19 protein-coding genes, 1 tRNA gene and 3 pseudogenes are annotated in these 26,110 nt (G+C 61.1%); 8 read left to right on the top strand and 15 right to left on the bottom strand.

Annotation, left to right across the window (positions count from 1 at the left end):
- The first annotated feature begins 1 nt into the window (after position 1).
- The 3 genes from AOA59_RS27940 to AOA59_RS27950 are packed head-to-tail and all read left to right on the top strand — an operon-like array spanning position 2 to position 8,327.
- On the top strand, positions 2 to 646 hold the full coding sequence (locus AOA59_RS27940) for a 4Fe-4S single cluster domain-containing protein (protein WP_099489754.1): 645 nt from the start codon (positions 2 to 4) through the stop codon (positions 644 to 646).
- Positions 647 to 660: 14 nt separating this feature from the next.
- Positions 661 to 6,972, top strand: coding sequence for an AAA domain-containing protein (locus tag AOA59_RS27945; protein ID WP_099489755.1), 6,312 nt, complete (start codon positions 661 to 663; stop codon positions 6,970 to 6,972).
- Positions 6,969 to 8,327, top strand: a complete 1,359-nt coding sequence (locus tag AOA59_RS27950; protein WP_256593137.1) for a hypothetical protein — start codon at positions 6,969 to 6,971, stop codon at positions 8,325 to 8,327. The genes AOA59_RS27945 and AOA59_RS27950 overlap by 4 nt, the downstream gene beginning before the upstream one ends.
- Before the next feature lie 177 nt (positions 8,328 to 8,504).
- Here AOA59_RS27950 and AOA59_RS27955 read toward each other — a convergent pair.
- The 5 genes from AOA59_RS27955 to AOA59_RS27975 all read right to left on the bottom strand — a co-directional run bounded on the left by AOA59_RS27955 (position 8,505) and on the right by AOA59_RS27975 (position 12,220).
- Positions 8,505 to 8,580: transfer RNA gene (locus AOA59_RS27955), tRNA-Gly, on the bottom strand.
- A gap of 63 nt (positions 8,581 to 8,643) precedes the next feature.
- Positions 8,644 to 9,204 carry a CDP-diacylglycerol--glycerol-3-phosphate 3-phosphatidyltransferase gene (pgsA, locus tag AOA59_RS27960; protein WP_056858037.1) on the bottom strand — a complete coding sequence of 187 codons (561 nt, stop codon included), beginning with the start codon at positions 9,202 to 9,204 and terminating at the stop codon, positions 8,644 to 8,646.
- A gap of 32 nt (positions 9,205 to 9,236) precedes the next feature.
- On the bottom strand, positions 9,237 to 11,060 hold the full coding sequence (uvrC, locus tag AOA59_RS27965) for an excinuclease ABC subunit UvrC (RefSeq protein ID WP_056858038.1): 1,824 nt from the start codon (positions 11,058 to 11,060) through the stop codon (positions 9,237 to 9,239).
- Between the two features lies 1 nt (position 11,061).
- A complete protein-coding gene (gene uvrY, locus AOA59_RS27970; protein ID WP_003190387.1) occupies positions 11,062 to 11,703 on the bottom strand; it encodes a UvrY/SirA/GacA family response regulator transcription factor in 642 nt (213 codons plus the stop codon).
- A 151-nt stretch (positions 11,704 to 11,854) separates the two neighbouring features.
- A complete protein-coding gene (locus AOA59_RS27975) occupies positions 11,855 to 12,220 on the bottom strand; it encodes a helix-turn-helix domain-containing protein (RefSeq protein WP_099489756.1) in 366 nt (121 codons plus the stop codon).
- A gap of 81 nt (positions 12,221 to 12,301) precedes the next feature.
- Here AOA59_RS27975 and AOA59_RS27980 point away from each other — a divergent pair, with 81 nt between their 5' ends.
- Positions 12,302 to 12,541: a DNA-binding protein gene (locus tag AOA59_RS27980; RefSeq protein ID WP_074854515.1), complete on the top strand. Its 240-nt coding sequence runs from the start codon at positions 12,302 to 12,304 to the stop codon at positions 12,539 to 12,541.
- Between the two features lie 35 nt (positions 12,542 to 12,576).
- On the opposite strand, the gene AOA59_RS27985 is transcribed toward AOA59_RS27980, so the two are convergent.
- Both AOA59_RS27985 and AOA59_RS27990 read right to left on the bottom strand, forming a co-directional pair.
- Entirely contained in the window at positions 12,577 to 13,023 is a 447-nt protein-coding gene (locus AOA59_RS27985) for a GNAT family N-acetyltransferase (protein ID WP_099489757.1), read from the bottom strand.
- Position 13,024: 1 nt separating this feature from the next.
- Positions 13,025 to 13,774, bottom strand: a complete 750-nt coding sequence (locus AOA59_RS27990) for a carbon-nitrogen hydrolase family protein (RefSeq protein ID WP_099489758.1) — start codon at positions 13,772 to 13,774, stop codon at positions 13,025 to 13,027.
- A 619-nt stretch (positions 13,775 to 14,393) separates the two neighbouring features.
- On the opposite strand from AOA59_RS27990, the gene AOA59_RS27995 reads away from it, so the two are divergent.
- The gene (locus tag AOA59_RS27995; RefSeq protein ID WP_099489759.1) at positions 14,394 to 15,473 is read left to right on the top strand and encodes a 3-deoxy-7-phosphoheptulonate synthase; all 1,080 of its coding nucleotides are present in this window, start codon (positions 14,394 to 14,396) and stop codon (positions 15,471 to 15,473) included.
- Between the two features lie 61 nt (positions 15,474 to 15,534).
- Here AOA59_RS27995 and AOA59_RS28000 read toward each other — a convergent pair whose 3' ends face one another.
- The 7 genes and pseudogenes from AOA59_RS28000 to AOA59_RS28030 form a co-directional block, all read right to left on the bottom strand.
- Complete coding sequence (locus tag AOA59_RS28000; protein WP_099489760.1) at positions 15,535 to 16,236, bottom strand: NAD(P)H-dependent oxidoreductase; 702 nt, start codon at positions 16,234 to 16,236, stop codon at positions 15,535 to 15,537.
- Between the two features lie 9 nt (positions 16,237 to 16,245).
- A pseudogene (locus AOA59_RS28005) lies at positions 16,246 to 16,425 on the bottom strand (ABC transporter); the annotation flags it as partial.
- Positions 16,426 to 16,562: 137 nt separating this feature from the next.
- Positions 16,563 to 18,170, bottom strand: coding sequence for a 5-guanidino-2-oxopentanoate decarboxylase (locus AOA59_RS28010; RefSeq protein WP_099489761.1), 1,608 nt, complete (start codon positions 18,168 to 18,170; stop codon positions 16,563 to 16,565).
- Entirely contained in the window at positions 18,160 to 20,268 is a 2,109-nt protein-coding gene (locus tag AOA59_RS28015) for an acetate--CoA ligase family protein (RefSeq protein ID WP_099489762.1), read from the bottom strand. The genes AOA59_RS28010 and AOA59_RS28015 overlap by 11 nt, the downstream gene beginning before the upstream one ends.
- Before the next feature lie 18 nt (positions 20,269 to 20,286).
- Positions 20,287 to 21,447, bottom strand: coding sequence for an acyl-CoA dehydrogenase family protein (locus AOA59_RS28020; RefSeq protein ID WP_099489763.1), 1,161 nt, complete (start codon positions 21,445 to 21,447; stop codon positions 20,287 to 20,289).
- 31 nt (positions 21,448 to 21,478) lie between these two features.
- Complete coding sequence (locus tag AOA59_RS28025) at positions 21,479 to 22,270, bottom strand: enoyl-CoA hydratase/isomerase family protein (RefSeq protein WP_099489764.1); 792 nt, start codon at positions 22,268 to 22,270, stop codon at positions 21,479 to 21,481.
- A gap of 150 nt (positions 22,271 to 22,420) precedes the next feature.
- Entirely contained in the window at positions 22,421 to 23,059 is a 639-nt protein-coding gene (locus AOA59_RS28030) for a TetR family transcriptional regulator C-terminal domain-containing protein (RefSeq protein WP_069787296.1), read from the bottom strand.
- A gap of 181 nt (positions 23,060 to 23,240) precedes the next feature.
- On the opposite strand from AOA59_RS28030, the pseudogene AOA59_RS28035 reads away from it, so the two are divergent.
- The 3 genes and pseudogenes from AOA59_RS28035 to AOA59_RS28050 all read left to right on the top strand — a co-directional run.
- A pseudogene (locus tag AOA59_RS28035) lies at positions 23,241 to 23,954 on the top strand (FAD-dependent oxidoreductase); the annotation flags it as partial.
- A pseudogene (locus AOA59_RS28040) lies at positions 23,942 to 24,463 on the top strand (helix-turn-helix domain-containing protein); the annotation flags it as partial. The pseudogenes AOA59_RS28035 and AOA59_RS28040, both read left to right, overlap by 13 nt.
- Positions 24,464 to 24,775: 312 nt before the next feature.
- Positions 24,776 to 25,606, top strand: coding sequence for a hypothetical protein (locus AOA59_RS28050; protein ID WP_099489765.1), 831 nt, complete (start codon positions 24,776 to 24,778; stop codon positions 25,604 to 25,606).
- A 9-nt stretch (positions 25,607 to 25,615) separates the two neighbouring features.
- On the opposite strand, the gene AOA59_RS28055 is transcribed toward AOA59_RS28050, so the two are convergent.
- Entirely contained in the window at positions 25,616 to 26,011 is a 396-nt protein-coding gene (locus AOA59_RS28055) for a carboxymuconolactone decarboxylase family protein (protein WP_099489766.1), read from the bottom strand.
- Positions 26,012 to 26,110 lie beyond the last annotated feature (99 nt).

The following is a 26,110-nucleotide window of genomic DNA, read 5'->3' on the forward strand; positions in this document are numbered from 1 at the left end:
CATGGACCTTAGCCTGTCACGGATGCATTTTCCGGTCACTACCCTCGGCCCGGGGCGGCGTATTGGTATCTGGTTCCAGGGTTGCAGCATCCGCTGTCCAGGATGCATCTCTGCCGATACCTGGGGGCCAGGGCACCGACGCTTGTCGCTGGAGCAACTGCTTGAACAGATAACCCCCTGGCTGCACGAGGCCGAAGGAATCACCATTTCCGGAGGAGAACCGTTCGACCAGTTCGACGCCCTGCGATCGCTGCTCAAAGGCCTGCGTCGACTCAGCGAGCTCGACATCCTGGTCTACAGTGGCTACTCCCTGGAGCAACTCAAAGAGCCGTTGCTCCAGACCAAGGGCTTGATAGATGCCTTGATCAGCGACCCCTATATCGAAGCACTCAGTCAGACCATGGCTTTGCGCGGCAGTGACAATCAACGCCTGAGCCTGCTCACGCCACTGGGCCGGGCACGCCTGGGTCATTACGAACGACCGCTCGAACCCACCGACAAGGCGCTCGACCTGATGTTTGACGAAAGTGGCAGCGTCTGGATGGCCGGCATCCCACGACGTGACGATCTATTGCGCTTACGCGATCTGCTGCATGAACAAGGCCATCATTTACAAATCAGCGCACACGCGTCGCGACGCCGCTGAGTGGAGCAAACCTCATGATACGTTTCTGCCCCAACTGCAAAACCGAACGCACCCTCCAGGAAATGTTCTGCGAAGGGCTTATTCAGGAACGACCCTGCGGTTGGGACCTCGCTGGCGAACCCATTCATACCGCCGGTTGGCGGCCGCAAGCCGTCGTCACTGAGGAGCCCCTCCCGCAGGTCAGCCCGACTCAGGGGAATGCCCCTGATCTGCTCTGCGAAAATGGTCACCCGATGGTCGATGGCGACCTGATGTGCCTTGAGTGTGGGAGCTCACCTGCGCAAGCAACGTCCTACGACGTCCAGCCAGACAGCAGCAAACCAGAGCCCCCCACCCAGACCCTGATCGATGGCTGGCGCCTGATCCGTCAGATCAGCAGCACCGACGGTGTGCGAGAACGATACCTCGCCGAGCACGAGGAAACCGCACAACAGGCGGTCCTGACCCTGTATCGACCCGGCGCCGAACCGGACCCGGCGATCTATGATGTGATCCGCCGACTGTCACGCGAACACGTACCCGAAATCATTGCCACCGGCCGCTGGGATGACCGTGCCTATGAGGTCATTGAAGAACTCACCGGTGGGACCCTGGCAGAACTTGGCAGCGTAATCCGCGACAGCGCCAGCGTGCACCATGTGGTCAACGAACTGGGCCTCGCGCTGCATGCTTTCAACGAGGCCGGCCTGCGCCATCGTGACCTGCGCCCAGCCAGCCTGCTGGTACGTTCCCGCGAACCGCTGGACCTGGTCATCAGCGGCTTCGGCTCGGCACGCCTGTCCGAGTTCGACCTGGACATCGTATCGCCACTGGAAACCAGCCGCTATATGGCGCCCGAAGCCATCGCAGGCGGCGTTGCGGCTGCCTCGGACTGGTGGAGCCTGGGCATGATCCTGCTTGAGCAACTGACCCAGGGCGCCTGCTTCGACGGCATCAATGCCAATGCATTTCTTATTCACGTGCTGGCCAACGGAGTACCGATCCCCGACGACCTCGACCCGCGCCTGCACCTGCTGCTGCGAGGTCTGTTGGCGCGCGACCGTCATCAGCGCTGGCAATGGCAGCAGGTCGAAGGCTGGCTCAACGGAATTGCGGTCGAGGCTCCGGCCTCTTCCGTCCAGCAAACGGACGATGGTGAAGGCGCCACCCTACTGCTGGGCGATCGCCGCTTTCACAAGCCCGGCGTATTCGCCCTGGAGGCTGCCCAGGCGGATAACTGGCAACAGGCTCTGGACCATTTGCTGCGCGGTGTGATCGTGACGTGGGCCGAACAGGTCGGTCTCGCCCCCTCTCTAGTCGCCGGCTTGCGTCAGGTCGTTCAGCACGAAGGGATTGAGGACGATTTCCGTCTAATGCTGGCACTGAGAATCCTCAATCCGGAAATCCCGTTGATTCATCGTGGCGACATCGTCACACCAGGATGGCTACTGGAGCACCCACTGGAAGGCTATCGCTTGATCAGCGGGTCGGTCCCGGACCTGCTTGAGCAATTGCAGACCGACAACTGGCTGTCGCGTCTCAAGTCTCGCGCCGAAAACGTACGTCAGCGTGCACTGCACCAACACATCGAGTTGGTCGAAGAGCAACTGCGGATATTCCTGCTATCGACCTCGCGAGCCAAGCTGTCCACGCAATGGCAAGAGCGACAACGCCTGTTTCCAGACACCGACCATCCGGGACTGAGCTCTCTGTCGGAGCGCCGGGTGATCGCCGAAGAGGACCTGATCGTGCTGCTCAGCGCGGCGATCAGTCAGTTCCGTTCGGGGGCCTCAATCGTAGAGGCCGCCGCCGAGCTGGCCAGGGCTGCCGATGTCGGTTGGTTCGACTCCGAAGCGGCAACCCAACTGCTGTTGCATTCGCGACTTGAGCTGTACCGCAGTGTCGATGAACGCATCCAAGGCTTTGCCCGGTGTGGCGTGCCGGCAGTGGACGAGTGGGCCGAGCAGTTCCGCCTGGAGCGACGTATGCCGTTGGCCCAGGCACTGGTGTTGCTGGCCATCCCGTCCAGTCATTGGCTGGAACCACAGAAACAGCAGTACGTCTCACAGATCCTCGACTTCTTCGAGAAGAAGGTGGTGACCGCAGTGATGCGCGGGCCACTGGTGCGTATGAGCATCGGCAAGACCACCGCACGGGTCGACATCAGTGAACTGAACAGCGAGCGCAGTCCGGCCGGGGCTTTGCTAGATCACCTGCTGCAACGTAATGCCCGGGCAGTGAGCCTCGACCCAGAGAGTTTTCAGCTCAACGGCCAGCTGGAATCGCGCCTGCATGCCCTGTACCGGCAAAGCGCGCTGTACAAACGCGACACCGGCATCGACGGCCTGTACCTGGGCTTCCCTTTCCTGCTCAATCGCGACCCTCGCGGCACCACGCGCACACGGATTATCCCGCTGCTGCTATGGCCAGTGAAGCTGCTGCTGGAACTGGGTTCTCGTGGTCACGCCGCCTTGGCGTTTGACAGTGAGCGCGAGGAAGTGCGGCTCAACCCCGCGTTGGAAAGCGTGCTCGGCGCCGAAACCTGCAAACGTTGGCGCAAGACCGTCGATGAACTGCTGGGCCGCTCGTCAATTCGTGCGACGGATGTGATGGACGCCTTCGGCATGCTCGCCACCATTCGCTCACGCGCCCTTGGCAACCTGCCCGCCAGCAGCGTGGAGATCGCGCCCTACCAAGACGAGCTGGACTGCGCGGCGGTGCTGTTTCACGTGACCTTCATGGGGCAAGCCATCGGTGAAGACCTGCGCCAACTGAAAACCCTGTCGCCCGCCGGTACCGGCCTGGAAACGGCGTTGCGCCTCAAGACCGCCGATGAAACCACGCACGAGACACCTCCAGGCGAGCTGCAACGCTATTTCACCGTGGCCAGCGACCCCTCCCAGGAGGCGGCCGTGATCCAGGCCCGACAAAGCCCGGGACTGCTGGTCGAGGGGCCGCCTGGAACCGGCAAGAGCCAGACCATCGTCAACATGGTCGCCGACGCCATCGGCCGCCAGCGCAGCTTGCTTATCGTCTGCCAGAAGCATGCGGCGCTTGAGGTGGTATACAAACGCCTGGTTGCCGAAGGCCTTGGTCAACGCATCGTCATGCTCAATGACGTCAACCGCGACCGCGAGCCCGTCATCCGCAATATTCGCGAACAACTGGAAAGCCTGTTCACGAACGGCAGCCAGGCGCAGGGCTGGCAGCGCCAGCGCGAACAGGTCGCGGCCCGCATCGAGGCCCTGGAGGGCGAGCTCGACCGCTTCCACCAGAGTCTGCATCGCCTGGATGAAAATACCGGCCTCAGTTATCGCAGGCTGCTCGGCGAGTTGATTGAATTGGAATCCGGCCCGGCCCCGCTCGAGTTTCCGGCCCTGCGCCAACGCCTGGCCTCCCTGGACCTCGCTAGCCTGACTCGCTTGGAAGAAAGCTGCGCTCCTCTGATTCGCCTGTGGTTGCCCGCACGCTACGAAGGCAGCCCATTGGCCCAGTTGCAGTCGTTCGCCGCCGACCGGGCGACTTTGCAGGCTTTCACCGACAATCTGCACAGCTTCACCCAAGCCGAACACAACCGTCAGGCCACGCTGCAAGCACACCCGGCCAGCTTCGAAATCGACGACCCGGTGCCGTACCGTAACTGGATAGCGGCCCATGTCGCAGCCCTGCTCGACCTGAAGCAAGAGCAACGTCTGCGCCTTGCGCGGTGGCTACCGCTTTTCCGCAGCCGCGAAGCGGGCCAACCTCCACGGGGAGAGTCGATTCTCGGTGAACTACAGCAACTGGATCAGCAACTCGGCCAACTGGATCAGGACCACTACGCCCCCGCCTTGTCACCGGCCCTCTGCCTGCTCGAAAACAAGGCCCTCAGGCATCTGGATCAAGACTGCACCAAGGTCATGGCAGCCCGGTCCTGGTTGGCGAACATCAACCCGATGCATCTGTTGCGGCGCAACCGACTGCGCAACTTCGTTCAGGGCCAGGGGGAAAGCCGTGTTATTGAAGCACTACCAACCCTACAGGCAGCCATCCGCCTTGAAAGCCAGTGGCGACCATTGCGCGCCGAGTTGAGTACGCTGCATCAGGCGTTGGAACTGGAAGCTGTGAGTCAGCAAGCCTGCCTGGAATTGATCAGCTTCGTGAAGAGCGACATCCGCCACCTGCTGGAAATCCAGGCGCTGGCCATGGCGCTGGCGCAATCGCCTCGCGCTCGGCAGGCCGACGAGGCCGCCCTCGCCGGCGACAAACAACATCTCGAGGCGCTGCTCAGCGATCTCGATGCTTCGCTGATGCGCCATGGCGTTCGCCAATCCAGCCTCGAGCAACTCAAGATACTCGGCGACTGGCTGGGCGAAGAACTGGTGCAGCAACTGCAGCACGCCATCGAGCACAATCTGAGCAATCAACTGTCTCTTGATCGGCTGCATGAAGCGCTGCCCTTCCTGGCCGCCTACCAGGCATTCCGCGGGCGCGCCGCTCAGTTGACAGCAGCCGACCTGGAGCTGCTCGCATTGCTGCGCCAACGCCAGGAACAGTTGGACAACATTGCGCCCGAGCAACTTGAAGCCGAAGTGCGGCGCCTGCTCAACCGCGAAGCCCGACTGGGCTGGAAACACCGCGTAGAGCAAACCAATCCCGAACTGCTGCTCAGCCAGGACGAAGCCCGCGCCAAAGTCGGCAGCCTCGCGCAAGCCGACGCACAGATGCGGCGGCTCAATCGTGAGCTGCTGGCCAAAGGCATCAACCTCGATAACCTGGGCAATCGCAAACAATGGGAGGATGTTACCCGCCTGACTGGCAAACGCTCGCGGCGCCTGCGTGAATTCATCGAACTGGGTAGTAACCTCGGTTTGATGAGCCTGCGTCCGGTGTGGCTAATGAACCCGGACGTCGCCAGTCGTGTACTGCCGCTCAAGGCAGGCCTGTTCGATACTGTCATCTATGACGAAGCCTCGCAGATGCCGGTTGAGTTCGCCCTGCCGACCCTGTTCCGCGGTCAGGTCACTGTTGTCAGCGGCGATGAAAAGCAAATGCCGCCGACGGCATTCTTTTCCAGTCGCATCGAAAGCGACGAAGCCGAAGTGTTTGACGGCGACGAACCTGACGACGACGCGGATGAGGAACAGCGCGAAACGTTCGAAGACACTTGGAACCGTCGTGAGATCAAGGATTGCCCCGACCTGCTGCAGCTGGCGCGCAACGCCCTGCCCAGTACCACATTGCAGATCCACTACCGTTCGGCCTACCGTGAACTGATCGGCTTTTCCAACGCTTCGTTCTATGGCAATCGCCTGAACGTTCCGGTCCGTCACCCGCAGGCGAACATCCAACGCATTAAGCCGCTGGAGCTGATCCAGGTCGGCGGGCTGTATCAGAACCAGAGTAACGCCCAGGAAGCCGAACGGGTCGTCGAGTACCTGAGCGAATTGTGGCAGAAGCCCTACGACCAGCGCCCTTCGGTGGGTGTCGTCACCTTCAACCGCAAGCAGGCTGACCTCATCGAGGAGCACTTGGAGCAGCGTGCAGAGCAGGATGAACTGTTCCGCGCCGCCTACGCCCAGGAGCGCGAGCGCAGCGAAGACGGCGAGGACATGTCGGTGTTCGTCAAGAACGTGGAGAACGTGCAGGGGGATGAACGCGACATCATCGTCTTCTCCTCCACCTTTGGGCGCAACAGCCAAGGCACATTCCGCCGTAGCTTCGGCGTACTGGGGCAGACGGGGGGCGAACGACGCCTGAACGTGGCGGTGACCCGCGCGCGTCGCAAGGTGGTGATGATCACGTCGATGCCAATCGCCGATATCTCGGACATGCTAAACACGTACCGCGCGCCTAACAGCCCGAGAGACTATCTGCAAGGCTATCTGGAATATGCTCGCGCGCTCTCCTCGGGCGAGTTCAGCAACAGTACTAAGTTGCTGGAGCGCCTGCAGACGGACCGCAGCAGCAGCCAGCGTCGTGAGCAAGGTCAGCAAAGTGATGGTTTTGTCAGGCTGGTCGGTGAATTCATTCATTCCCTGGGATGGCAGGCGGCTCCCGCCAGTGAAGGCGACGCTTTCGGGCTCGATTTCGCCATCGAGAATCCAAGCACGGGCCTGTACGCAATAGGCATCGAGTGCGATGCGCCTTGCCATAATCTGTTGGAACGTGCACGCGCCCGGGAAATTTGGCGTCCGTCCGTGCTGCACCGCGCCATCCCGCACATCCATCGTGTGTCGTCGCAAGCCTGGTATCACAGCGGCGACAGCGAACGCTCACGACTGCGTGAAGCAATCGAATACGCCATGCAAGTCGAGCAACCGCCGCAACCCAGCCCTACTTCAGTTGATACGGAAATCTGCCAATGAGTGGTCCCAAGGTCGTTCGCATTGTTACCCGCGAAGAAATCATCGCCATTTGTGAGGGCCACATGCAACGCCTGGAACGCGCCGTGGACCGCTGGCAGATACAGGCCACAAGGCTTGGCGAACTTAGTGAACAGGAGCGCTCCGCCTTCCTGGAGCGATACACTCGCCTTCGCACTCTGCTGGCAGAAGACCGATTGGCGGAACTGCAGAAGGCCGTACCAGTGGAAATCGAGCACCTGCGCCGTGACCTGGAGGACCGCGAAGAACGCGCGATAATTCGTGCCGCCGAGCGACGCCAACGCGACCGACGCGTCCAGGAAAACGCAAAAACCCTGCTTGACGCTTTGCAAGCCAACCCCGAAAACGTCGATAAGGCCTTGCTGGAGTCTCTCTTACGACTGGCCAGCGGTGCCAGTCGGGAAGATGCCGAACGTCTGCTAGCCGAGGGTTTCGCCCACTTGAGCAAGGCAAGCGGGGAGCCAACTCTGAGCGATACCCAACGCGCCCTGGCGCAGCAACTCAAGGTCGACGAACCCGAGGTTTCCCTGCGCGAATGGATTGCGGCCCGGGAACCGGATGCAACGCGCGACGCACGGCTGCTACGCATTGACCGCCACATCGTGGAACTGCAACTGTTGCAAGGCGCTGAATGTGCCGCGCCGTTCCTCTTGGCACTGGAAAGAGCTGAAACGCAAACCGATGCTAAGCGACGCAACCTGCTGCTTGACAGCCTAGTACTCGACCTCGCCGCGTCCACCCGAAACTTCCGACGCCAACGCGAGTGTCTCGAACAACTGCAGGATCTGGCCAGCGAAGTCAAAACCTACACAGGCATCGAACACGCGACCCTGCTCGATCATATTGGCGCTTTTACAACCGACACCGAGCTTTCGATAACCACCGGATTGATCGAGCAGTGTAAAGCGCTTATCGCTTCCCACTTACAGGACCAGGCCGCCCTCGCCCGCCGCGAAGCCGTGCTCAGCGGCTTGGCCAGCCTCGGCTACGAAGTGCGCGAAGGCATGGCGACTGCCTGGGCAGAAACCGGCAAGGTCGTACTGCGCAAAGCCGCTACCCCCGGTTATGGAGTGGAAGTGGGTGGAAAAGCCGACAATGGCCGCCTGCAGGTTCGCTCTGTAGCCCTCAGCAGCGATCGCGATAGGACACGGGATCGCGACATTGAAACCATCTGGTGCGGCGAATTCCAGCGACTGCAGGACTTATTGAAAGACAAAGGCAGCGAGTTACTCATCGAGCGTGCGCTTTCGGTAGGCGAAGTCCCACTTAAAGAAACGAATATTTCCGAGCCGAGCGTAGAAACAATTACTGCTCAGCAAAAGACACTTCATAAATGAACCGCTAACTACAGGCGCCTTGACCTCAATCGAACTCCAGCCCTTGAGGGTGTCCTTCTTGGAAACTGAACGTCCAAGACAGGGTCCGTTTTTGGCCAAAAGCATCCTATCGAAATGAGTGCGGGTATTTCTCAGGCACAAAAAAAGCCACTCATTTGAGTGGCTTTTTCTGAATCTTGGAGCGGGAAACGAGACTCGAACTCGCGACCCCGACCTTGGCAAGGTCGTGCTCTACCAACTGAGCTATTCCCGCGTCTTGGTGGTGTGCATTCTATAGAATCCAGAACCCCCGTCAACCCCTTGATTCAAAAAAGTTTTATTTCTTTTCAACGGTGGTGCGCAGATGCGGCCAGGCAGCGCGCAAATACTGAAGCATGGACCACAACGTGAGGCCGGCGGCGATCAGCAGCAAGGCGTAACCAATCAGCACCCACATCGAGAAGTCCGACGGGTTGGCCAGCAAAATCACCAGCGCAAGCATTTGCGCGGCGGTTTTCCATTTGCCCATGTTGGAGACGGCCACATGAGCGCGGGCGCCGATTTCGGCCATCCATTCGCGCAGGGCCGAGACGACGATCTCGCGGCCGATGATCACGGCGGCCGGCAAGGTCAGCCACAGGTTGCCGTGTTCCTGCACCAGCAGGACCAGGGCCACGGCGACCATCAGCTTGTCGGCCACAGGGTCCAGGAACGCGCCGAATGGCGTGCTTTGCTCCAGGCGGCGTGCCAGGTAGCCATCGAGCCAGTCGGTGGCGGCAGCGAAGGCAAACACCGAACTGGAGGCGGCGTAGCTCCATTCGTAGGGCAAATAGAACAACAAAATGAAAATCGGGATAAGCAGGACGCGTAGAACGGTGATCAGATTAGGGATATTCATCGGCACAACTGGCTACGAGGTGAGAAGGCATTCTATTCGCTGTGCAGACTTGCATAAATCAATTCTGCGAGCTTTTTACTGATACCGGGTGCTTTGGCTATTTCGTCAATGCTGGCACGGGATAGCTCCTGCAAGCCACCAAAATGTTTAAGCAGGTCGCGACGGCGGGTCGGGCCAACACCTGCCACCCCTTCCAGCGTTGAGGTTCGCCGGGTTTTGCCACGGCGGGCACGGTGGCCGGTAATGGCAAAGCGGTGAGCTTCGTCGCGGATCTGTTGAATCAGGTGCAACGCGGGTGAGTCGCCCTTCAAAGTGAACTCATGGGCGGCATCATTCAAGTACAACGTCTCGAAACCGGCCTTGCGCGTGGCACCCTTGGCCACGCCAAGCAGGATCAGGTCAGGCACCGCCAGTTCGTTGAGCACGTCACGGGCCATGGACAGCTGGCCCTTGCCGCCGTCTACCAGCAGGATATCGGGGAGCTTGCCCTCGCCGTCCTTGAGTTTGCTGAAGCGCCGTGTGAGAGCCTGGTGCATGGCGGCGTAGTCATCGCCGGCAGTGACGCCTTCGATGTTGTAGCGCCGGTAATCGGATTTGATCGGCCCTTCCGGCCCGAATACCACGCAGGAAGCCACGGTGGCTTCGCCGCTGGAGTGGCTGATGTCGTAGCACTCCAGGCGCTGGGGCGGTTCATCCAGGTTAAGCACTTCGGCCAGGGCATCGAAACGTGCGGCAACGTGCTGACGATTGGCCAGGCGCGCGCCCAGGGCCTGTTCGGCATTGGTCACGGCCAATTGTTGCCAGCGCGCGCGGGTGCCGCGTACACGGTGACTGATGTCCAGCTCACGGCCGCGCAATTCGTGGATCGCCTCGATGAGCGTGGGGAAGTCCTCATGCACCACGTTGACGATCAGTTCGGACGGCAAGTCGCGCTCGGGGCTGCTCACGTAGTACTGGCCAAGGAAGGCTGCCATGACTTCGGCCACTTCCTCGTCGATACCTGTCTGCGGGAAGAAGTTCTTGCTACCCAGCACTCGCCCGCCACGCACGCTGATCAGGTGCACGCAGGCGCCGCCGGGGTTGACGAAGGCGGCGATCACGTCGACATCACCGGTGCCACCTTCCATGCTTTGCTGGTCCTGCACGCGGCGCAACAGCGAGATCTGGTCGCGCAGCTCGGCAGCCCGTTCGAAATCCAGGGTACTGGCGGCCTGCTCCATGGCGCCTGAGAGTTCATCGGTGAGGGCATTGCTGCGCCCTTCAAGGAACATCACCGAATGGCGCACATCTTCAGCGTATTCCGCCGGTTCAACCAAGCCGACACAGGGCGCCTTGCAACGCTTGATCTGGTATTGCAGGCACGGCCGCGTGCGGTTCCTGTAGAAGCTGTCTTCGCACTGGCGCACAAAAAAAGTCTTTTGCAGCAGGCTCAGGCTTTCGCGGATCGCGCCGGCGCTCGGGTACGGGCCGAAATACTTGCCCTTGGCCTTCTTCGCGCCTCGGTGAATGCTCAGGCGCGGGAAGTCACCGTCGGACAAATACACATAGGGGTAGGATTTGTCGTCACGCAGCAGGATGTTGTAGGGCGGCCGCCATTCCTTGATCAGCGTCTGCTCCAGCAGCAGCGCCTCGGTTTCATTGGCAGTGATGGTGGTTTCAACCTGGGCGATACGCGCCACCAGCGCGGCGGTTTTCGGCGCCAGCCCGGTCTTGCGAAAGTAGCTCGCCAGGCGGTTCTTCAGGTTCTTGGCTTTGCCCACGTAAAGCAGGCGTGCCTCGCTGTCGAACATGCGGTACACGCCAGGGCGGCCACTGCAGGTTGAGAGAAAGGCACTCGGATCAAACGGTGTGGTCATGTCAGGCGCTGGCGTCCACCATGCCGTGGCGTACCGCGAGCAGGGTCAATTCAACATCACTGCTGATGGCGAGCTTCTCGAAAATACGATAGCGGTAGGTGTTGACGGTTTTAGGCGACAGGCACAGCTTGTCGGAGATCGTCTGGACTTTCTGGCAGCCGACGATCATCAAGGCGATCTGGATTTCCCGCTCCGACAACGCATCAAACGGCGAGTCGCTGGTAGGCTGGAACGACTTGATCGCCAACTGCTGGGCAATCTGCGGGCTGATATAGCGCTGGCCGGCAAATACCAGGCGTATGGCTTGCACCATCTCGGCCAGGCCTGCGCCCTTGGTCAGGTAGCCGGCGGCTCCCGCTTGCAGAAGCCGGGTGGGAAAGGGATCTTCCTCGCACACGGTGACCACCACGACCTTGATGTCCGGATGGCTGCGCAACAATTTTGTCGTGGCACCAAGACCGCCAATCCCGGGCATCTTGACGTCCATCAATACCACATCGGGTTTCAACTCCCGGGCCTTGATCAGGGATTCCTCCCCCGATTCGGCCTGGCCGACTACTTGCAGGCCATCGATGTCAGCCAGCATTCGTGTAATGCCCGTACGAACGAGATCATGGTCATCGACTACTAGCACCCTAATCAAGCAGACACCTCGCGATATGGTCTTATAGGTTGCTGAACACCTTAGCAAAAAACCAAGGCGCAGACCTAGCTGCAAGCGTCATATATATAGAGTTTCAACGTGATGAAGCTGCCCGTCGGATGGCAAGCAGCGCTGTTTCCTGGGTAAAAGGTCAGGAATCCTGGGCTTGCGGTTTGATTTTCCCATTCAACGCGACTGAATGTTCGGCCAGGGTGGACGTGAGGCGGCGGATTGCATCCTGGTCTTCCTTGAACATGGCGCGGTAATCGCCCAACACCTTCTCTTCGATCTGGCTGAGGTTTTCCAATTGAATCGGGGTGGCATTGCCGGTCAGCACGTACAGGATATCAACACCTTTTTCGGCTACCCGTGACAGATAGTCGGCTTTAGGCGCCCGCCCTCCGTTTTCATATTTGCCCTGGGCATTGGCCTCAACCCCTCCAATTTCACCAAACACTTTTTGCGACAGGCCAAGTCGCTCTCTTTCTTGCCTTAAACGCGAACCGATTCCACTCATTTGGATGCATGATCCTATCTGGCACACCCCAAGAGGTGACACACTCATCTCGTTTTAGACAAACTTGAACGGTTTTGAACTATGCCCGGAATCCGTACCGCCGCACAAGCCAAGGCTTGGCTGGAACATCAAGGAAAGTCAGTTCAAGCGTTCGCACGTGAACATGGCGTTGATCCGGCCACCACGTATCAAGTGCTCGCTGGGCGTAAAAAGGGACGGCGTGGGGAAGCCCATAAAGTAGCGGTCCTGCTGGGCATGAAAGAAGGGATTATCGTGGATGAGCCCGTGGCTCAACACCGCGATCCAAACAGCGTGTCTTGAGCGCAGTATGCGCTTATTCCTACCCTGTGCTTGATTTAGTCCACAGCGCCAGCCTGACACACGCGCTCCATGCGCCAAAAGCAGTCCTCCTCCCCAACAATGCTCAACCCCTGGCGCTGATACAGGCCCTTCGCCGGATTGGTCTTGAACACGGTCAAGCGTAAAAGACCCAAGCCCTGCGCGCGCGCCTTGAGTACCATCTGCTGCAACACCCAACTGCCCGCGCCCTGTTTACGACAGCGCTCAAGCAGGTGCAATTCGCGAATATAAAGCGCCCGGCTGTCACGGCTGACGCTGATAAACCCCATCACGGTTTCATCCTGGCAAATCAGCCAGTTTTCACGCGAAGCCCAGGCGACATCAAAGCCATGGTCAGACCACAACAAATCGTACTGCAGGTAGTAGCGATTCATGGCTTCATGGGTCAGCGTTCGCGCGAACGGCAGGTCAAGGTCCGTCGCCGCGCGCAGGTGAAAACCCATTTCAGAGGGCTACGACTTGGCCAGTCCAGTGCTGGCCGTTGCGGCGGGCAATCACCAAAGCCTCGCCAGTGCCCGGTACGCCGGCAAGCAGGCTCCCGTCCGCCCTCCAAATAGCGCTGCGCCCTGCACAGGTATAACCACCGGACGGACCACCATGGTTGGCCATCAGGACCAGCATGCGATGTTCGGCGGCATACCCCTCAAGCAGCGCGCTGTCAGTTGCGTACCCGCCTTCGCTGATCAGCACACCGGCGGCGTACACCGTAGCGCCGGCCTCTGCTGCCAGACGCGGATGGCTGGCGTGGGAAAAATCCGCACAGACCGCGAGTGCAATCCGATCATCCGCCCATTCGAGTGCTGCGCCGCCCTGCCCTGCGACAAACGCCACCTCTTCGCCCGGGTGCAGATGTTGCTTGGTGTAGACCTCCAACGAACCGTCCGCGCCCAGCACCAGGGCTGCGACAAACACACCCGTCGCAGGTGCCAGACGAATCGGCATGCCCACCACTGCGGTCATTCGCAGTTCCTGTGCCATCTCGCGCAGCGGTGCCAGCAACGCGTCCTCGGGAGCAATCGCCAATTGGGCTGCCAGGGCCGGCTCATAGCCGGTCAACGACAGTTCCGGAAACACCAGTAATTGCACGCCCTGCTCCGCCGCCGCCTGCATAAACGCCAAATGCCGCTGGAGGTTGGTCGGCACGTCGCCGGCGATGGAAGTGGTTTGGGCAGCGGCAAGGGTCAAGGCAGTCATGGTCGCGTCCTGGCAATCATTATTAACGTGTGAACAGCATATCGGTACTCACCCCATAGCCGTAAGTAGGTCACGCGATAGAAATTACTGATTGAACCCACACGCGTGCCTCTAGTAAGCTCCCCCCATCATTTGGAGACACACCATGTTGCAACTCACCCACACTCAGGTTTGCCCTGCTGCCAGCGCCCCGCGCTTGGTGTCGGCTACCCGTGTGAGCGGTTTGAGCGCACTGGTCAGCTTTTATTTTGGGTATTGGTTTAGCCACTGGCGCGCCTGATACCTGAAATCGGCGCCCACTACTCAAGGGGTCGCCTACCAGAGAAATCTAACCCCCGGTCGGCTCCCCGACCGGGGGTTTTGTTTTTTAAGGCCCCAATAATTCTGCTTCACACCGAACACTAAAAGGACTCACGACATGAACTACGCCACCTATTACCGTTACGACACTTCGACTGCATGGCGATTTAGCAAGCTCCGTTCGGGACAGCCTGCCGCCTCCGATCGGTCACCTATTGGTGGCAAGCCAACACACGTAGCCAATACGGCCAATTGTCGAACACCCCAGTAGGGCAGAGCGTGCGGGAACAGCCCGCCGCTTGCCCAGGAAGCCTTGAATATGAACTCTGCCACCGCCGCCTTGCCTGTTGCCAACCTGTCCAGCGCCAATGAGGCCCTGACCCAGCGCCTGCCCAGCTCCCTTGAGCTTAAGCACCAGTTGCCTCTGAGCCCGTTCCTGAATGAACAGATCCACACCCATCGCCAAGCCGTGCGCGCCATCCTCAATGGCGAAGACTCGCGTTTGCTGGTGATTGTCGGCCCGTGTTCGATCCACGACCCCGAATCAGCCATGGAATACGCGCGCAACTTGAAGAAGCTCGCGCTGGAAGTCAGCGACCAGATGCTGCTGGTAATCCGCGCCTACGTCGAAAAACCGCGCACCACCATCGGCTGGAAAGGCCTGGCCTACGACCCGCACCTGGATGGCAGCGACGACATGGCCGCCGGCCTCACGCTGTCGCGCGAACTGATGCGCGAGATGCTGCGCCTGGGCTTGCCGGTCGCCACCGAGTTGCTGCAACCCATGGCCGCCGGCTACTTCGATGACCTGCTCAGTTGGGTCGCCATCGGCGCACGCACCACCGAATCGCAGATCCACCGCGAAATGGCCAGCGGCCTGGGCATGCCGGTCGGCTTCAAAAATGGCACTGACGGCGGCGTCGCGATTGCCTGTGATGCGATGCGCTCGGCGTCCCACCCGCATCGCCATTTCGGGGTGGACAGCCAAGGCCATCCGGCAATCATCCAGACACCGGGCAACCCCGATACGCACCTGGTACTGCGCGGCGGTCATCGTGGGCCGAACTACGATGCGCAAAGCGTGGCGCAGGTGAAACACGACCTGGCCAAGTCCAAGGTCGCGGCGCGCATCATGGTCGATTGCAGCCACGCCAACAGCGGCAAAGACCCGCTGCGTCAACCGGCAGTGTTCAACGACGTGCTCGAACAACGCCTACGGGGCGATACGTCGCTGATCGGCATGATGCTCGAAAGCCACTTGTTCGAAGGCTGCCAACCGTTGAGCGCATCGATGAAATACGGGGTGTCGGTGACTGACGGTTGCCTGGGTTGGGCGGGCACCGAACGATTGCTGCGCAGTGCGGCAGAGCGCCTCCGGGCACAGCACAAAGCCAACTGATCCATGCAGATCAAAATGTGGGAGCGGGCTTGCTCGCTCCCACATTTGGACTGTGCCAGCCTCAAGAGAGTGGATACAACGCCTCATCAAACTGCGCCAGCTTCGGAAACACCAAGGGCTGCTCATCCGCCAGCCCTTGCAGCCGTTGCTCATATCCCAGCAAAAAATCCTGCCGCGCCTCGGCACTGATATACGGCACATGCCAGGCCACAAACGGCGCCAGCACGTCATACCCGACATACGCCAAAGTGCCGCGCAGAATCGGGCGCAGCATCTCCTCCAACGGCCCGTGAATCGCACCCTCACCAAACATATGCTCGCGCCCGCCCAAGGTCACGGTGACCAGCGCGCGCTTGCCCGCCAGCCCGCCCTGATCGTAAAAACGCTTGCCGCCGTAACACACGCCGGACACCAGCACGCGGTCGATCCAGCCCTTGAGCATGGCCGGTGCCGAGAACCAGAAGATCGGGAAGTTGAGGATCAGCAGGTCGGCCCACAGCAGCTTGTCCAGTTCGCCCTGGATGTCCGCCGCAATCGACTGATGTTTAACGCCCAGGCGCTGCTCCAGGGCATACACCAGATAATCCGGATTCTCCCGCGTGGAAAAGTCGGCGGCCGATGCCACCGGGTTCCACTGCATGGCGTACAGGTCGCTGACCTGCACTTCGTGGCCCTGGCGTTGCAACGTGCTGAGCGCCTGATCGCGCAGCGCCGCGGTAAACGACTGCGGCTCAGGGTGAGCGTGAACAATCAACACCTTCATGTGCATTCCTCAAACAGTGGACGCCGCCCGTTGGGCCAGCAAATGGTCGAGCCAGTCCGGATCCATTTCCGGCTCCGATGAAAACAACAGGTCGGTGTAAGCCTGGTACGGCAGGGTAAAAATCGCGCTGCGGCGGCCTTGGCCCACCACCCTGCCCCGCTCCATCACCAGCACCTCATCGGCATAGGCCAGGCCCAGGCGCAGTACGCCGCCGGCGTTTGGGTGTCGGCTTGGCCGAAGAGGCGCTGTGTTTGAGGAAGTCCCGTCGGTGCATTGCTTGAGTCATTTTGTGATTGTTCTCGCTCATGGTCTTGCTCCTGTAAAGGTCAACAGGCACAGGCATGTTTGAGCTCGATCAAGGTCACGCCATTGCGTTTGAAACCGTTGCACAAGTCCGTCTGCAACTCATCCAGGTTCTTGGGTTGGTTCACGGTGCAGCCGAACGCCTGGGCGAACAGCGCAAAGTCCGGGTTACGTGGCAGCACGCCGATGGGCTCGATTTCCAGGCTGAGCATGTCATCGCGGATCTGACCGAGGGCGTCGTTGTTCCACAGCAGCACCACCAGCGGGCTGTTCAGCTCCTCGACAGCCGTGGCGAGTTCCTGGGCGGTGTAGAGAAAGCCGCCATCGCCCACCAGCACCAGGCCCGGACGCAGCGGCGCGCCGAACTTGGCGCCAATGCCGGCGGGCAAGCCGTAGCCCAAGGTGCCGTAGCCGGTGGGGTGCAGCCAACTGCGCGGGGCGCGGCTGCGGTAGGCGTAGTTGCCGGTGTAGGCCAACTGGGTCATGTCGCTGCTGATAAAGGCGTTAGCGGGCAGCTCCGCCTCGATGCGGTCAAAAATGGCCTGGTGAATGGACTGCAAAGGGCCGTGCCCCAACTCCACCGCCTCAAGTAATCTCGCGACCTGTTGGCGTGCCGCATCGGTATTTCGCGGTGCCGGCGGCAGACGTTTGAGCAAGGCCAGCAAGGTCTGCTGGGCATCGCCTTTGAGCGCCACGGCGCAGGGGTAGAAATCGTTGAACTTGCGCGGGTCGATATCGATGCGCAGCAGTTCGCCGGTGATGGGCAAGCGTTCGCGCCAGTAATCGGTGTCGGCCATTTCCGTGCCCACGGCCAACACCACGTCCGCCTCGCTGATCAGCTGCCAGCCGGGTTCCACACACAGGGTGGCGCCGGCATTCAACGGGGCATTCACCGGCAGTAAGCCCTTGCCGGCCACACTGCTGAAAAACGGCGCGGCCAACAGCGTGCTCAAGCGCTGCAAGGCCTCACCCGCCGCCAGCGCGCCGCCACCGCCAATGATCATGGGGCGCCGCGCCGCCGCGAGCTTGGCCACGGCCTGCTCCAGCGCGTCAGCGGGTGGCAGGCCGCGCCCCGGACGCCGCACGACTTCATGGCTCCAGTCGCGCTTGATCGGCGCTGCCAGCACATCCAACGGCACCGAAATATGCACCGGCCGTGGGCGCTCGCTGTCGAACACCGCATAGGCGCGGGCGATCAATTCGGGCAAATCCTCGGTACTCAAGGCCACCGCCGAAAACGCGGTGATCGGCGCGGTGATGGCGCGCTGGTCCTGGGTTTCGTGCAGGCTGCCCCAGCCTTTGCCGAGGCTGGCGGTGTGATTGACGCTGGAGATCACCAGCATCGGGACCGAGTCGGCATAGGCCTGGCCAATCGCTGTAGCGGCATTGGTCACGCCGGGCCCGGTGATTACAAAACACACGCCCGGTTTGCCGCTGACCCGCGCATAGCCGTCGGCCATAAAACCGGCGCCCTGCTCGTGGCGCGTCAGCACATGGCGAATGCCACTGCCGGGCAAGCCGCGATACAGCTCCAGGGTGTGTACACCGGGAATGCCGAACACCGTGTCGACGCCATAATGGGCCAGCAAGCGCACCAGCGCCTGGCCGCCGGTCAGGGTCTTATCTTGCATGTTCATCTCCTAGGCGAATCAACGCATCCACCGCGAGCGTGCCGTGGGCATTGACCAACAATGGGTTCACATCCAGCTCCAGCAACTGCCCGGCGTTGGCGCAGGCGTAGTCGGCCACCGCGCGAATGGCCGCCACCAGCGCATCCATATCCGCCACTTCACGCCCGCGAAAACCTTGCAGCAAGGCCGCGCTGCGCAGGCTGAGCACGGCGTTGCGAATCGCCTCATCGGTGGTCGGCAGCAGCAGGCTGCGGCTGTCTTTGAGCAACTCCACCAGGACGCCACCGGCGCCAATCACCAAGGCCAGGCCAAAGTTATTTTCGCGCTTGATGCCCACGATCAACTCGGCCAAGGGCTTGGTAGCCATGGCCTCCAGCAGCAGTTGGTCGAAGACCACGCCCGGCGCATAGGCGGCAATCTGCCCGCGCATTTGCACAAGCGCGGCGGTCAGGGCAAAACCATCCTGCAGGTTCAGCGCGACGGCCCCGGCTTCGGTTTTGTGCGGCAGGTCGGTGCTGACGGCCTTGAGCACCAACGGGTAGCCCAACAATTTGGCGTCGGCAATGGCGCGCCCTGGCGTGCTCAGCACCGCCGCAGGCGTGCTCAAGCCAAAGGCGCGCAAGGCCTGTTTGGACACCCATTCATCCAGCGCCAGGCCTTTGCCCGCAAGCGGCTGCGGGCACAGCGGGGCAAGGATCGACTCGCCGCGCTCGAGCAACACACGACGATGGTTTTGATAATCGGCAATCCGCCCCCAGGCGGCGAGTGCATCTTCCACGCCTTGCAGCGCGGCAATGCCGTGGGCATGCAGGCGTTCGCGGGCATGGGCGGGCAGTAATTCGGGAAAGGCCGAGGTGACAAAACCGGTTTTGCCATGGCGGTTGAGCGCGGCGCAAAACAACTCCAGCAACAGGTCGCATTCCTTACGCTCTCCGGTAAATTCGGCCGGGTAATCCAGTACCAGCATCGCCGCATCGGCATCGGTGCGCAGGGCCGTCTCGAGCAGGCATTCGAGCGCTGCGCGGTCGCCCCAGATGGCGGTGGTGAAGTCCAATGGGTTGACCAGGTTGGCGTAGCTGGGCAGCACCTGCGCCAGCTCGGCGCGCTGGCCTTGGTCGAGTTTTGGCAAGGCCAGTTGGTTGCGCTCGGCGTAGTCGGCAATCAGCCCCGCGTCGCCACCGGAACAGGCCAGTGCGATCAGGCGATTACCGCCAGGTAGATTACCGCAAGCCGCGGCTTTCAGGGTTTCGACAAAACTCACCGGCCCACTCACGCGGATCACGCCAAGGCGCGCAAACAGGCTGTCGTACAGCGCATCGGAGCCAGACAGCGAACTGGTATGACTCAGGGCCAGCTCGGCGCCGATCTGCGACACACCGGTTTTCAGCGCGATAATCGGGATGCCTTTTTCCAGCGCCTTGTGCGCCGCGCGGGCAAACCCCGGCACATTCTTCAAGCCTTCCAGGTGCAGGCCGATGGCGGTCACGCACGGCTCATCGAGCAGCACGTCCATCAACTCGGCAACCCCCAACTGTGCCTGGTTGCCTACCGACGCCATATACGCAATGGGCAGCGAGCGGTCGCTCATCGACAGGTTATAGGCGAAGTTGCCGCTTTGGGTGAGCACCGCCACGCCCTTCTCTACCGCCTTGCCGCCATGGGCCACCGGCCACAGCGCGGCGTTGTGCAAGTAGTCCAGCAGGCCGTAACAATTGGGGCCGAGCAAGGCCATGTTGCCCGCCGCTGAAACCAGCTGCTGTTGCAAGGCCGCACCATCGGCGCCCGTTTCAGCAAACCCGGAGGCGTAACAAATGGCGCCGCCAGTGCCGATGGCGGCGAGTTCGGCGACGCAGGCCAAGGTCAGCTCACGGTTAGTCGCGATAAACACCGCATCCGGGCCGAAAGGCAAATCGGCGACCCGACGCACACACGGGATGCCGTCGAGGCTGTCATGCTGCGGGTTGACCAGCCACATCGGCCCGGTAAAACCGCAGTCGGCGCAGCGCTTGAGGGCGCGGGCCATGCTGCGCCCGCCGACAAAAGCCAGGTGCCGGGGCGCCAGCAGGCGCTTGAGGTTGTCGCCAATAGCCTGGGACATAAGCGTTCTCCGCGCCAATCAGCGCAACAACGGCCGCAACAGTTCACGGGCAATAATGTGCCGCTGGATTTCCGACGTGCCTTCCCAGATCCGTTCGATCCGCGCGTTACGCCAGATGCGCTCCACCGGCCCTTCGTCCATCAAGCCCATGCCGCCGAAAATCTGCACGGCATCATCGGCCACCTTGCCCAGGGTTTCACTGGCAAACAGCTTGGCCATGCCGGCCTCGCCATCGGTCATGCTGCCCTGGTCCATCTTCCAGGCGGTGTGCAGGGTCAGAAGCTCGGCGGCGCGAATCTGCGTGGCCATGTCGGCCAGCTTGAAACTCACGCCCTGGTAGGTGCCGATGGGCTGGCCGAACTGCTTGCGGTCCGCCGCCCATTGCAGCGACACCTCCAGCGCACGCTGGGCCTGGCCGACACAGTTGGCAGCTACCATCACGCGCCCGGCGGTGAGCCAGGCATTGGCCACTACCCAACCCTTGCCGACTTCGCCGAGCACTTTGGAGGCAGGCACACGGCAGTCGTCGAAGAACATTTCATAGGTGTGATAACCACGGTTACTCACACACTTGGGACCACGGCGGATGGTCATGCCGGGCGTATCGCGATCGACCAGGAATGACGTCACCGCATTGCGCTGGCGGCCGTTGTGTTCGTAGGTGTCGGTCACGGCAAACACGATGGCAAAATCGGCGTGGCCGGCGTGGCTGATGAAGTGCTTGCTGCCGTTGATCACAAAGTCATCGCCGTCGCGCACGGCGCGGGTCTTGATCGCGTTGGCGTCGGAGCCGGCGCCGGGTTCGGTCAGCGCAAAGCAGTCGATTTTCTTGCCTTGCACGCACGGCAACAGGTAGTCCTCGACCTGCGCGCCGGTACAGGCCATCAGGATCTTCGACGGGCGCGCGACAAACACATGCAGTGCCCACGAGACCTTGGACAGCTCGCGTTCGATCAACGCCTGGGACAGGTAATCCAGGCCACCACCGCCCACCTCTTCGGGCATGTTGAAAGCATAGAAACCGGCCGCCACAGCCTTGTCGCGAATCTGCGCGGCCAGCTCGGGCGACACCGCGTCGGCGCGGTCCACCGCGTCCTCATGGGGCAACAATTCCTTGGCAACAAAGCTGCGTACCGCGTCCACCAACATGTCTTGTTCTTGGCTGAGTTGGAAATTCATGGCGCTACCTGTGTGTGCTTCCTGTGTGGGCTTAGCGACCGGAGAAAACCGGCAGGCGTTTTTCCATCGAGGCACGCAGCGCTTCGGCGCCGTCGTCGCTGCGCCCGCACAACAGCCCGGCGGCCAATTCGGCCTCAAGCTGTTCAGGCAGGCTGCGCCCGGCGCCTTCGCGGATCAGGGTTTTGGTCTGGGCGAAGGCGAAGGTGGGGCCGTTGGCCAGGCGCGTGGCCAGCTCGCCCGTGTGAGCGTGCAGTTGCTCATCGGCGACCACTTCGCCCACCAGCCCGGCGGCCAGTGCGCGCTCGGCGCTCCACAGCTCATCGAGGAACAGCAGGCGCTTGGCTTGCTCGCTGCCGATCAGGCGTGGCAAGTGCCAGCTGGCGCCAGCGTCCGGCGAATACGCCATGCGGGTGTAGCCGGCCTTGAAGCGCGCCGATTGGGCGGCGATACGCAGGTCGCAGCACAGGCTCAGGTCCATGCCGGCGCCGACGGCGGTGCCGTTGATCGCAGCAAGCGTAGGTTTGTCGAGGGTGTGCAGGCGGGTCATCAGGGCGTGAGCGGTTTCGGTCCAGCCGTAGGTTTCCAGGGCGCCGCGGGACTCGGCGTCGGCCCATTCAGCCAGGTCGGCACCGGCGCAAAAACTGCGGCCGCTGCCGGTAAGCACCACCACGCGCACACTGGGGTCGGTGTTGAACGCGTCGAGCACGGCATGCAGGTAGTTGAGGGTCGGGATGTCGAGTGCATTGCGCTGCGGGCCACGGTTGAGCGTGATCCAGGCAACGCCAGCTTGCACCAGCGTGAGCACGGGCGAATCGGTAGTCATGGCTTCCTCGAATTATTTTATTTGGCGTGAGGGGTGCGACATGGCGAGATACTAAACGAGTGTTCAGCAAGGAGGCAATCAGCAAACTGCAAATATTTTCAGGGCGAAAAAAAACGCTCGAAAAGAGCGTTCAGGCGCTGAAGGGAAGGTTCAGGCTTTGAGCTGGTAGCGCGCGCGACCGCCGCCTTGCAGGCCGTCGACCCAGGCTTCGCAGATCTGGATGCCCTGCTGCGGCGTGAACGTGCCGGGGTTGAGCCCCGACTCCAGCCACAACCCATCAAGCAACGCGCTCAAGCCGATGGCGGCCAAATCAGCATCGAATTGCTCCCAGCCTTCCTCTTTGGCCATGTCCGCCAACGCCGAACGCATAATGGTGCGGTACTCGCCATAGGAATGCTCGTGGGCCTGGTTGATCGCCGGTGCAGTCTTGACCGCGCCCCAGAACACCAGCCAGGCATCCAGCAATTGCGGGTCGAGCAGTTCAGCCGAAAAGGAGCCACGAAACAGCGCCGACAAACGCTCACGCGGCTGCGGCGGCGCCTTGGCCATGGTCTCGCGCAACAGGCTCATGACTTGGGCGGTGATGGTGCGATAGGCCTCGGCCACCAGCTCATCCTTGCCCGAATAGTGATGGCTGATCAGCCCGACCGACACCCCGGCCTCGGCGCTGATCTTGCGGATCGAAGCGCCCTGAAAACCATCACGCTTGAGGCACGTGAGCGTCGCCTGGACCAGGTTGGCCTTGCGCAATTGCGGCTCCATGCGGGAGAAACGCGATTCCTGGGTCATGGGGCGGTGTCCTTCGGTTGAGTCGGCTGCACGACTCTACCTCAGTCACGGTAACCGGGCGACACCCGATCCAGCATCCGCAGCAACGCGCCTGAAGAACCGCATCATGTCCAGCGGGCATGACACTTCGATGCCGACGGATAACCGGGTCAATGCGCAGTTGATCGCCTACCACCGTGCGCGCGCCGAGGATGTGCGCGCGTGCATCGCTTGCAATCAGGCCTGTATCGGTCACTTTCACAAGGGGTTGCCAATCTCCTGTATCCAGCACCCGGAGACCGGGCGCGAGCTGCAGTTTGGCCACCTGCAACCGACGTTGAAGCGCCGCCGTATCATGGTGGTCGGCAGTGGCCCGGCAGGGATGAAAGCCGCCGCCGTGGCCGCCCAGCGCGGCCATGACGTCACCCTGTTTGAGGCCAGCGCACAGCTGGGCGGGCAGGTGTTGTTGGCGCAGTTGCTGCCACGACGCAGTGAATTCGGCGGCGCCAGCACCAACCTGCAGCGGGAGATGGCATTGGCGGGCGTGCGCGTGGTGCGCGCCGGCCATCACGAACAACTGGCCGTCAATGGCACGCACTGCGGGGAAAACCTGCCGCTGTATGTGCGCGATCAACTGGCGGGCGAACTGCACCGGTTAGGCATCCCGATCATTCCCTACGCCCGTCTTTACGGCTGCGACGACAGCACGGTTTACTTGCAACACAGCGCCAGCGGCGAACCGATGCTGCTGGAGAATATCGACGGCCTGGTGTTCTGCCTGGGCCATCAGCCGGTGGACACTCTGGGCGCGGAGCTTGCGGGGCTGGTGCCGTTTGATCGCATCGGCGACTGCCTGGCGCCGCGCACCGCCGAAGAGGCGATCTACGAAGGACTCAAGGTAGCGTGGAAACTCTGAACGACGAACCGCAGCCACTGTTTCTCGGCACCCGCATTCGCGGCCTGCGCAAGGCACGCGGCCTGACGCTGACCGAACTGGCATACCCATCGATCCCGGCGCTGTTCAATATCGCCCACAGCCTGGGCGTGACCATCCAGTGTTTTTTTGCCAGCGAGGCCGCCCCTGCCCCAGCGGATGAAGGCTATGTGGTACGCAAAAACAATCGTCAAAGCATCCGTTATGAAGATGGCATCGTCGACCAACTCCTGACCGCGTTGCCCAACCACCAACTGGAGATGCTGCACGCATGCTTTCCACCCGGTACCTACAGCCAGCAAAGCTACAGCCATGAAGGCGAAGAAGCCGGTTGTGTGTTGAGCGGCACGTTTGAGCTGTGGGTCGGTGAGCGGCATTTCCGGCTGGCTGAAGGCGACAGTTTCAGCTTTGCCAGCAGCGAGCCGCACCGGTATGGCAACCCGGGCAAGGTGGATACAGTGGTGATCTGGGTGATTACCCCCCGACATTTTAGGCCGCCGGCGCAAATGCAGACGTTTCCTACGGGAACCGACGACAGTGGCGCGGCTTGCCATCAGTGGTGAGGCGCCCTGTCGCTTGCTATAAAAATGGCTACTTCTTTTCGAGGTTGTCGCCATGTCTTTATTGCATTTGTTGTTTGGGAAACCGACTCAGGATGATTGGGATCGAGTACGGGATGTCAAATCCCGAAAAACCTGGAAGCTCGTACGTGGAGGCATCGGCCTGGACATCGATGAGGTTATTGCGTCAGAGGGTTACAAGGACGCTGTGCGCCAAGTACAAAAAATGGAGTCCGATCATTCATGGGCCTGCTGATCATTGTGCCGTTACTGGTCAGTGGCTATCTGGTCTGCCTCAGGCACCCGTTTTTCTACTTGCGCCTGCATCGCTTCCAGGGACAACTGCTTTACCTGCAGGTAGCCAGGCTCGGCATGCTCTGCCTGATCGTTGCCACGTTTTTAAGTGCTGCCCTGCTGACGTTGTCAAAACAAACGGCCTTTATCGCAGGGTATGAAATTGCGGCGGACTACAGCCAAAAACTGGGTACGTTATTGGTAGAACTCGACATTGCCAATGAGAAAAACTGCACGCTTTGGGTTTTCATGTTACAGGCGGGTATGACCGCTCTGGCCATTCCCTTTTTCTGGGCAAGGCTTTATGTACGCATGAAGAAGAGAATGCTGAAGCTGGAAACCGACACGCAGCTCTACCACGTGCTTTCGCTGGGTATTCTTGAGGGCACGCCATTCAAGCTTTTATTGAGAGAATCCATCGTCAAGTGCGTGCCGTGCATGTTCAGTTTGAGCGACAGGAAGGTCTATGTCGGGATTGTATTGTTCGCAGGCACCCCCTCGGAGTCCGAAGGCATTGGCCAGGGGTTCAGCCTGGTGCCCATACTCAGTGGTTACCGGGACAAGGACACATTGGAGGTCACGCTCCACACTCACTACTCTTCTATAAACCGCCCAAGGCCGATCATGCTGGTTCAGGAAAACGTCGTGTCGGCCACTCGCTTTGACTTCACCACATGGACCCGTTCCCAGTCCCGCAGAAGCCGAAAGGCGCAGCAGGGGCAGTTCCATCACCACCGCCCTGCGCGCCGCCCGGTAGAAGCCTCGCGCATCTGCGCATGAGGCTGGGTATCACGGCCACTTGAACATATCGTCCACCGGCACACGGTAGCCGGTAGCCAGGCGGTTGGTCTCGTTGGCCATGCCGACGACGGCCTGCAACTCGCCAAACATCTCGTCGGTCATGCCTCCCTTGCGTGCGGCGGCGGTGTGGGAGGCGATGCAATACGGGCAATTGTTGGTCACGCTGACCGCCACATACAGCAACTCCTTGGTCAGCGGGTCGAGTGCTCCAGGTGCCATGATTTCCTTGAGACTTTTCCAGGTGCGGCGCAATGTCGGCGGGTGGGCAGCCAGGCATTTCCAGAAGTTGTTCACCTGGTCGACCTTGCGTGTTTGCATGATGTCGTCGTAGACCGCGCGCACTTCAGGGCTGGCATCGGCGTATTCGGTGAGGTGTTGGGTCATGGTCTTTCCAAGGCTGGCATAGAGCATTCTGGAATACCGCGCCGCACCCATTGCTGGCAAGTGAAGCCGCTAAACCTCGGGTGACAAAGTTGACCAACG

Origin of the sequence: Pseudomonas sp. 2822-15 (genome assembly GCF_002742515.1) — a bacterium.
GTDB lineage: Bacteria > Pseudomonadota > Gammaproteobacteria > Pseudomonadales > Pseudomonadaceae > Aquipseudomonas > Aquipseudomonas salomonii.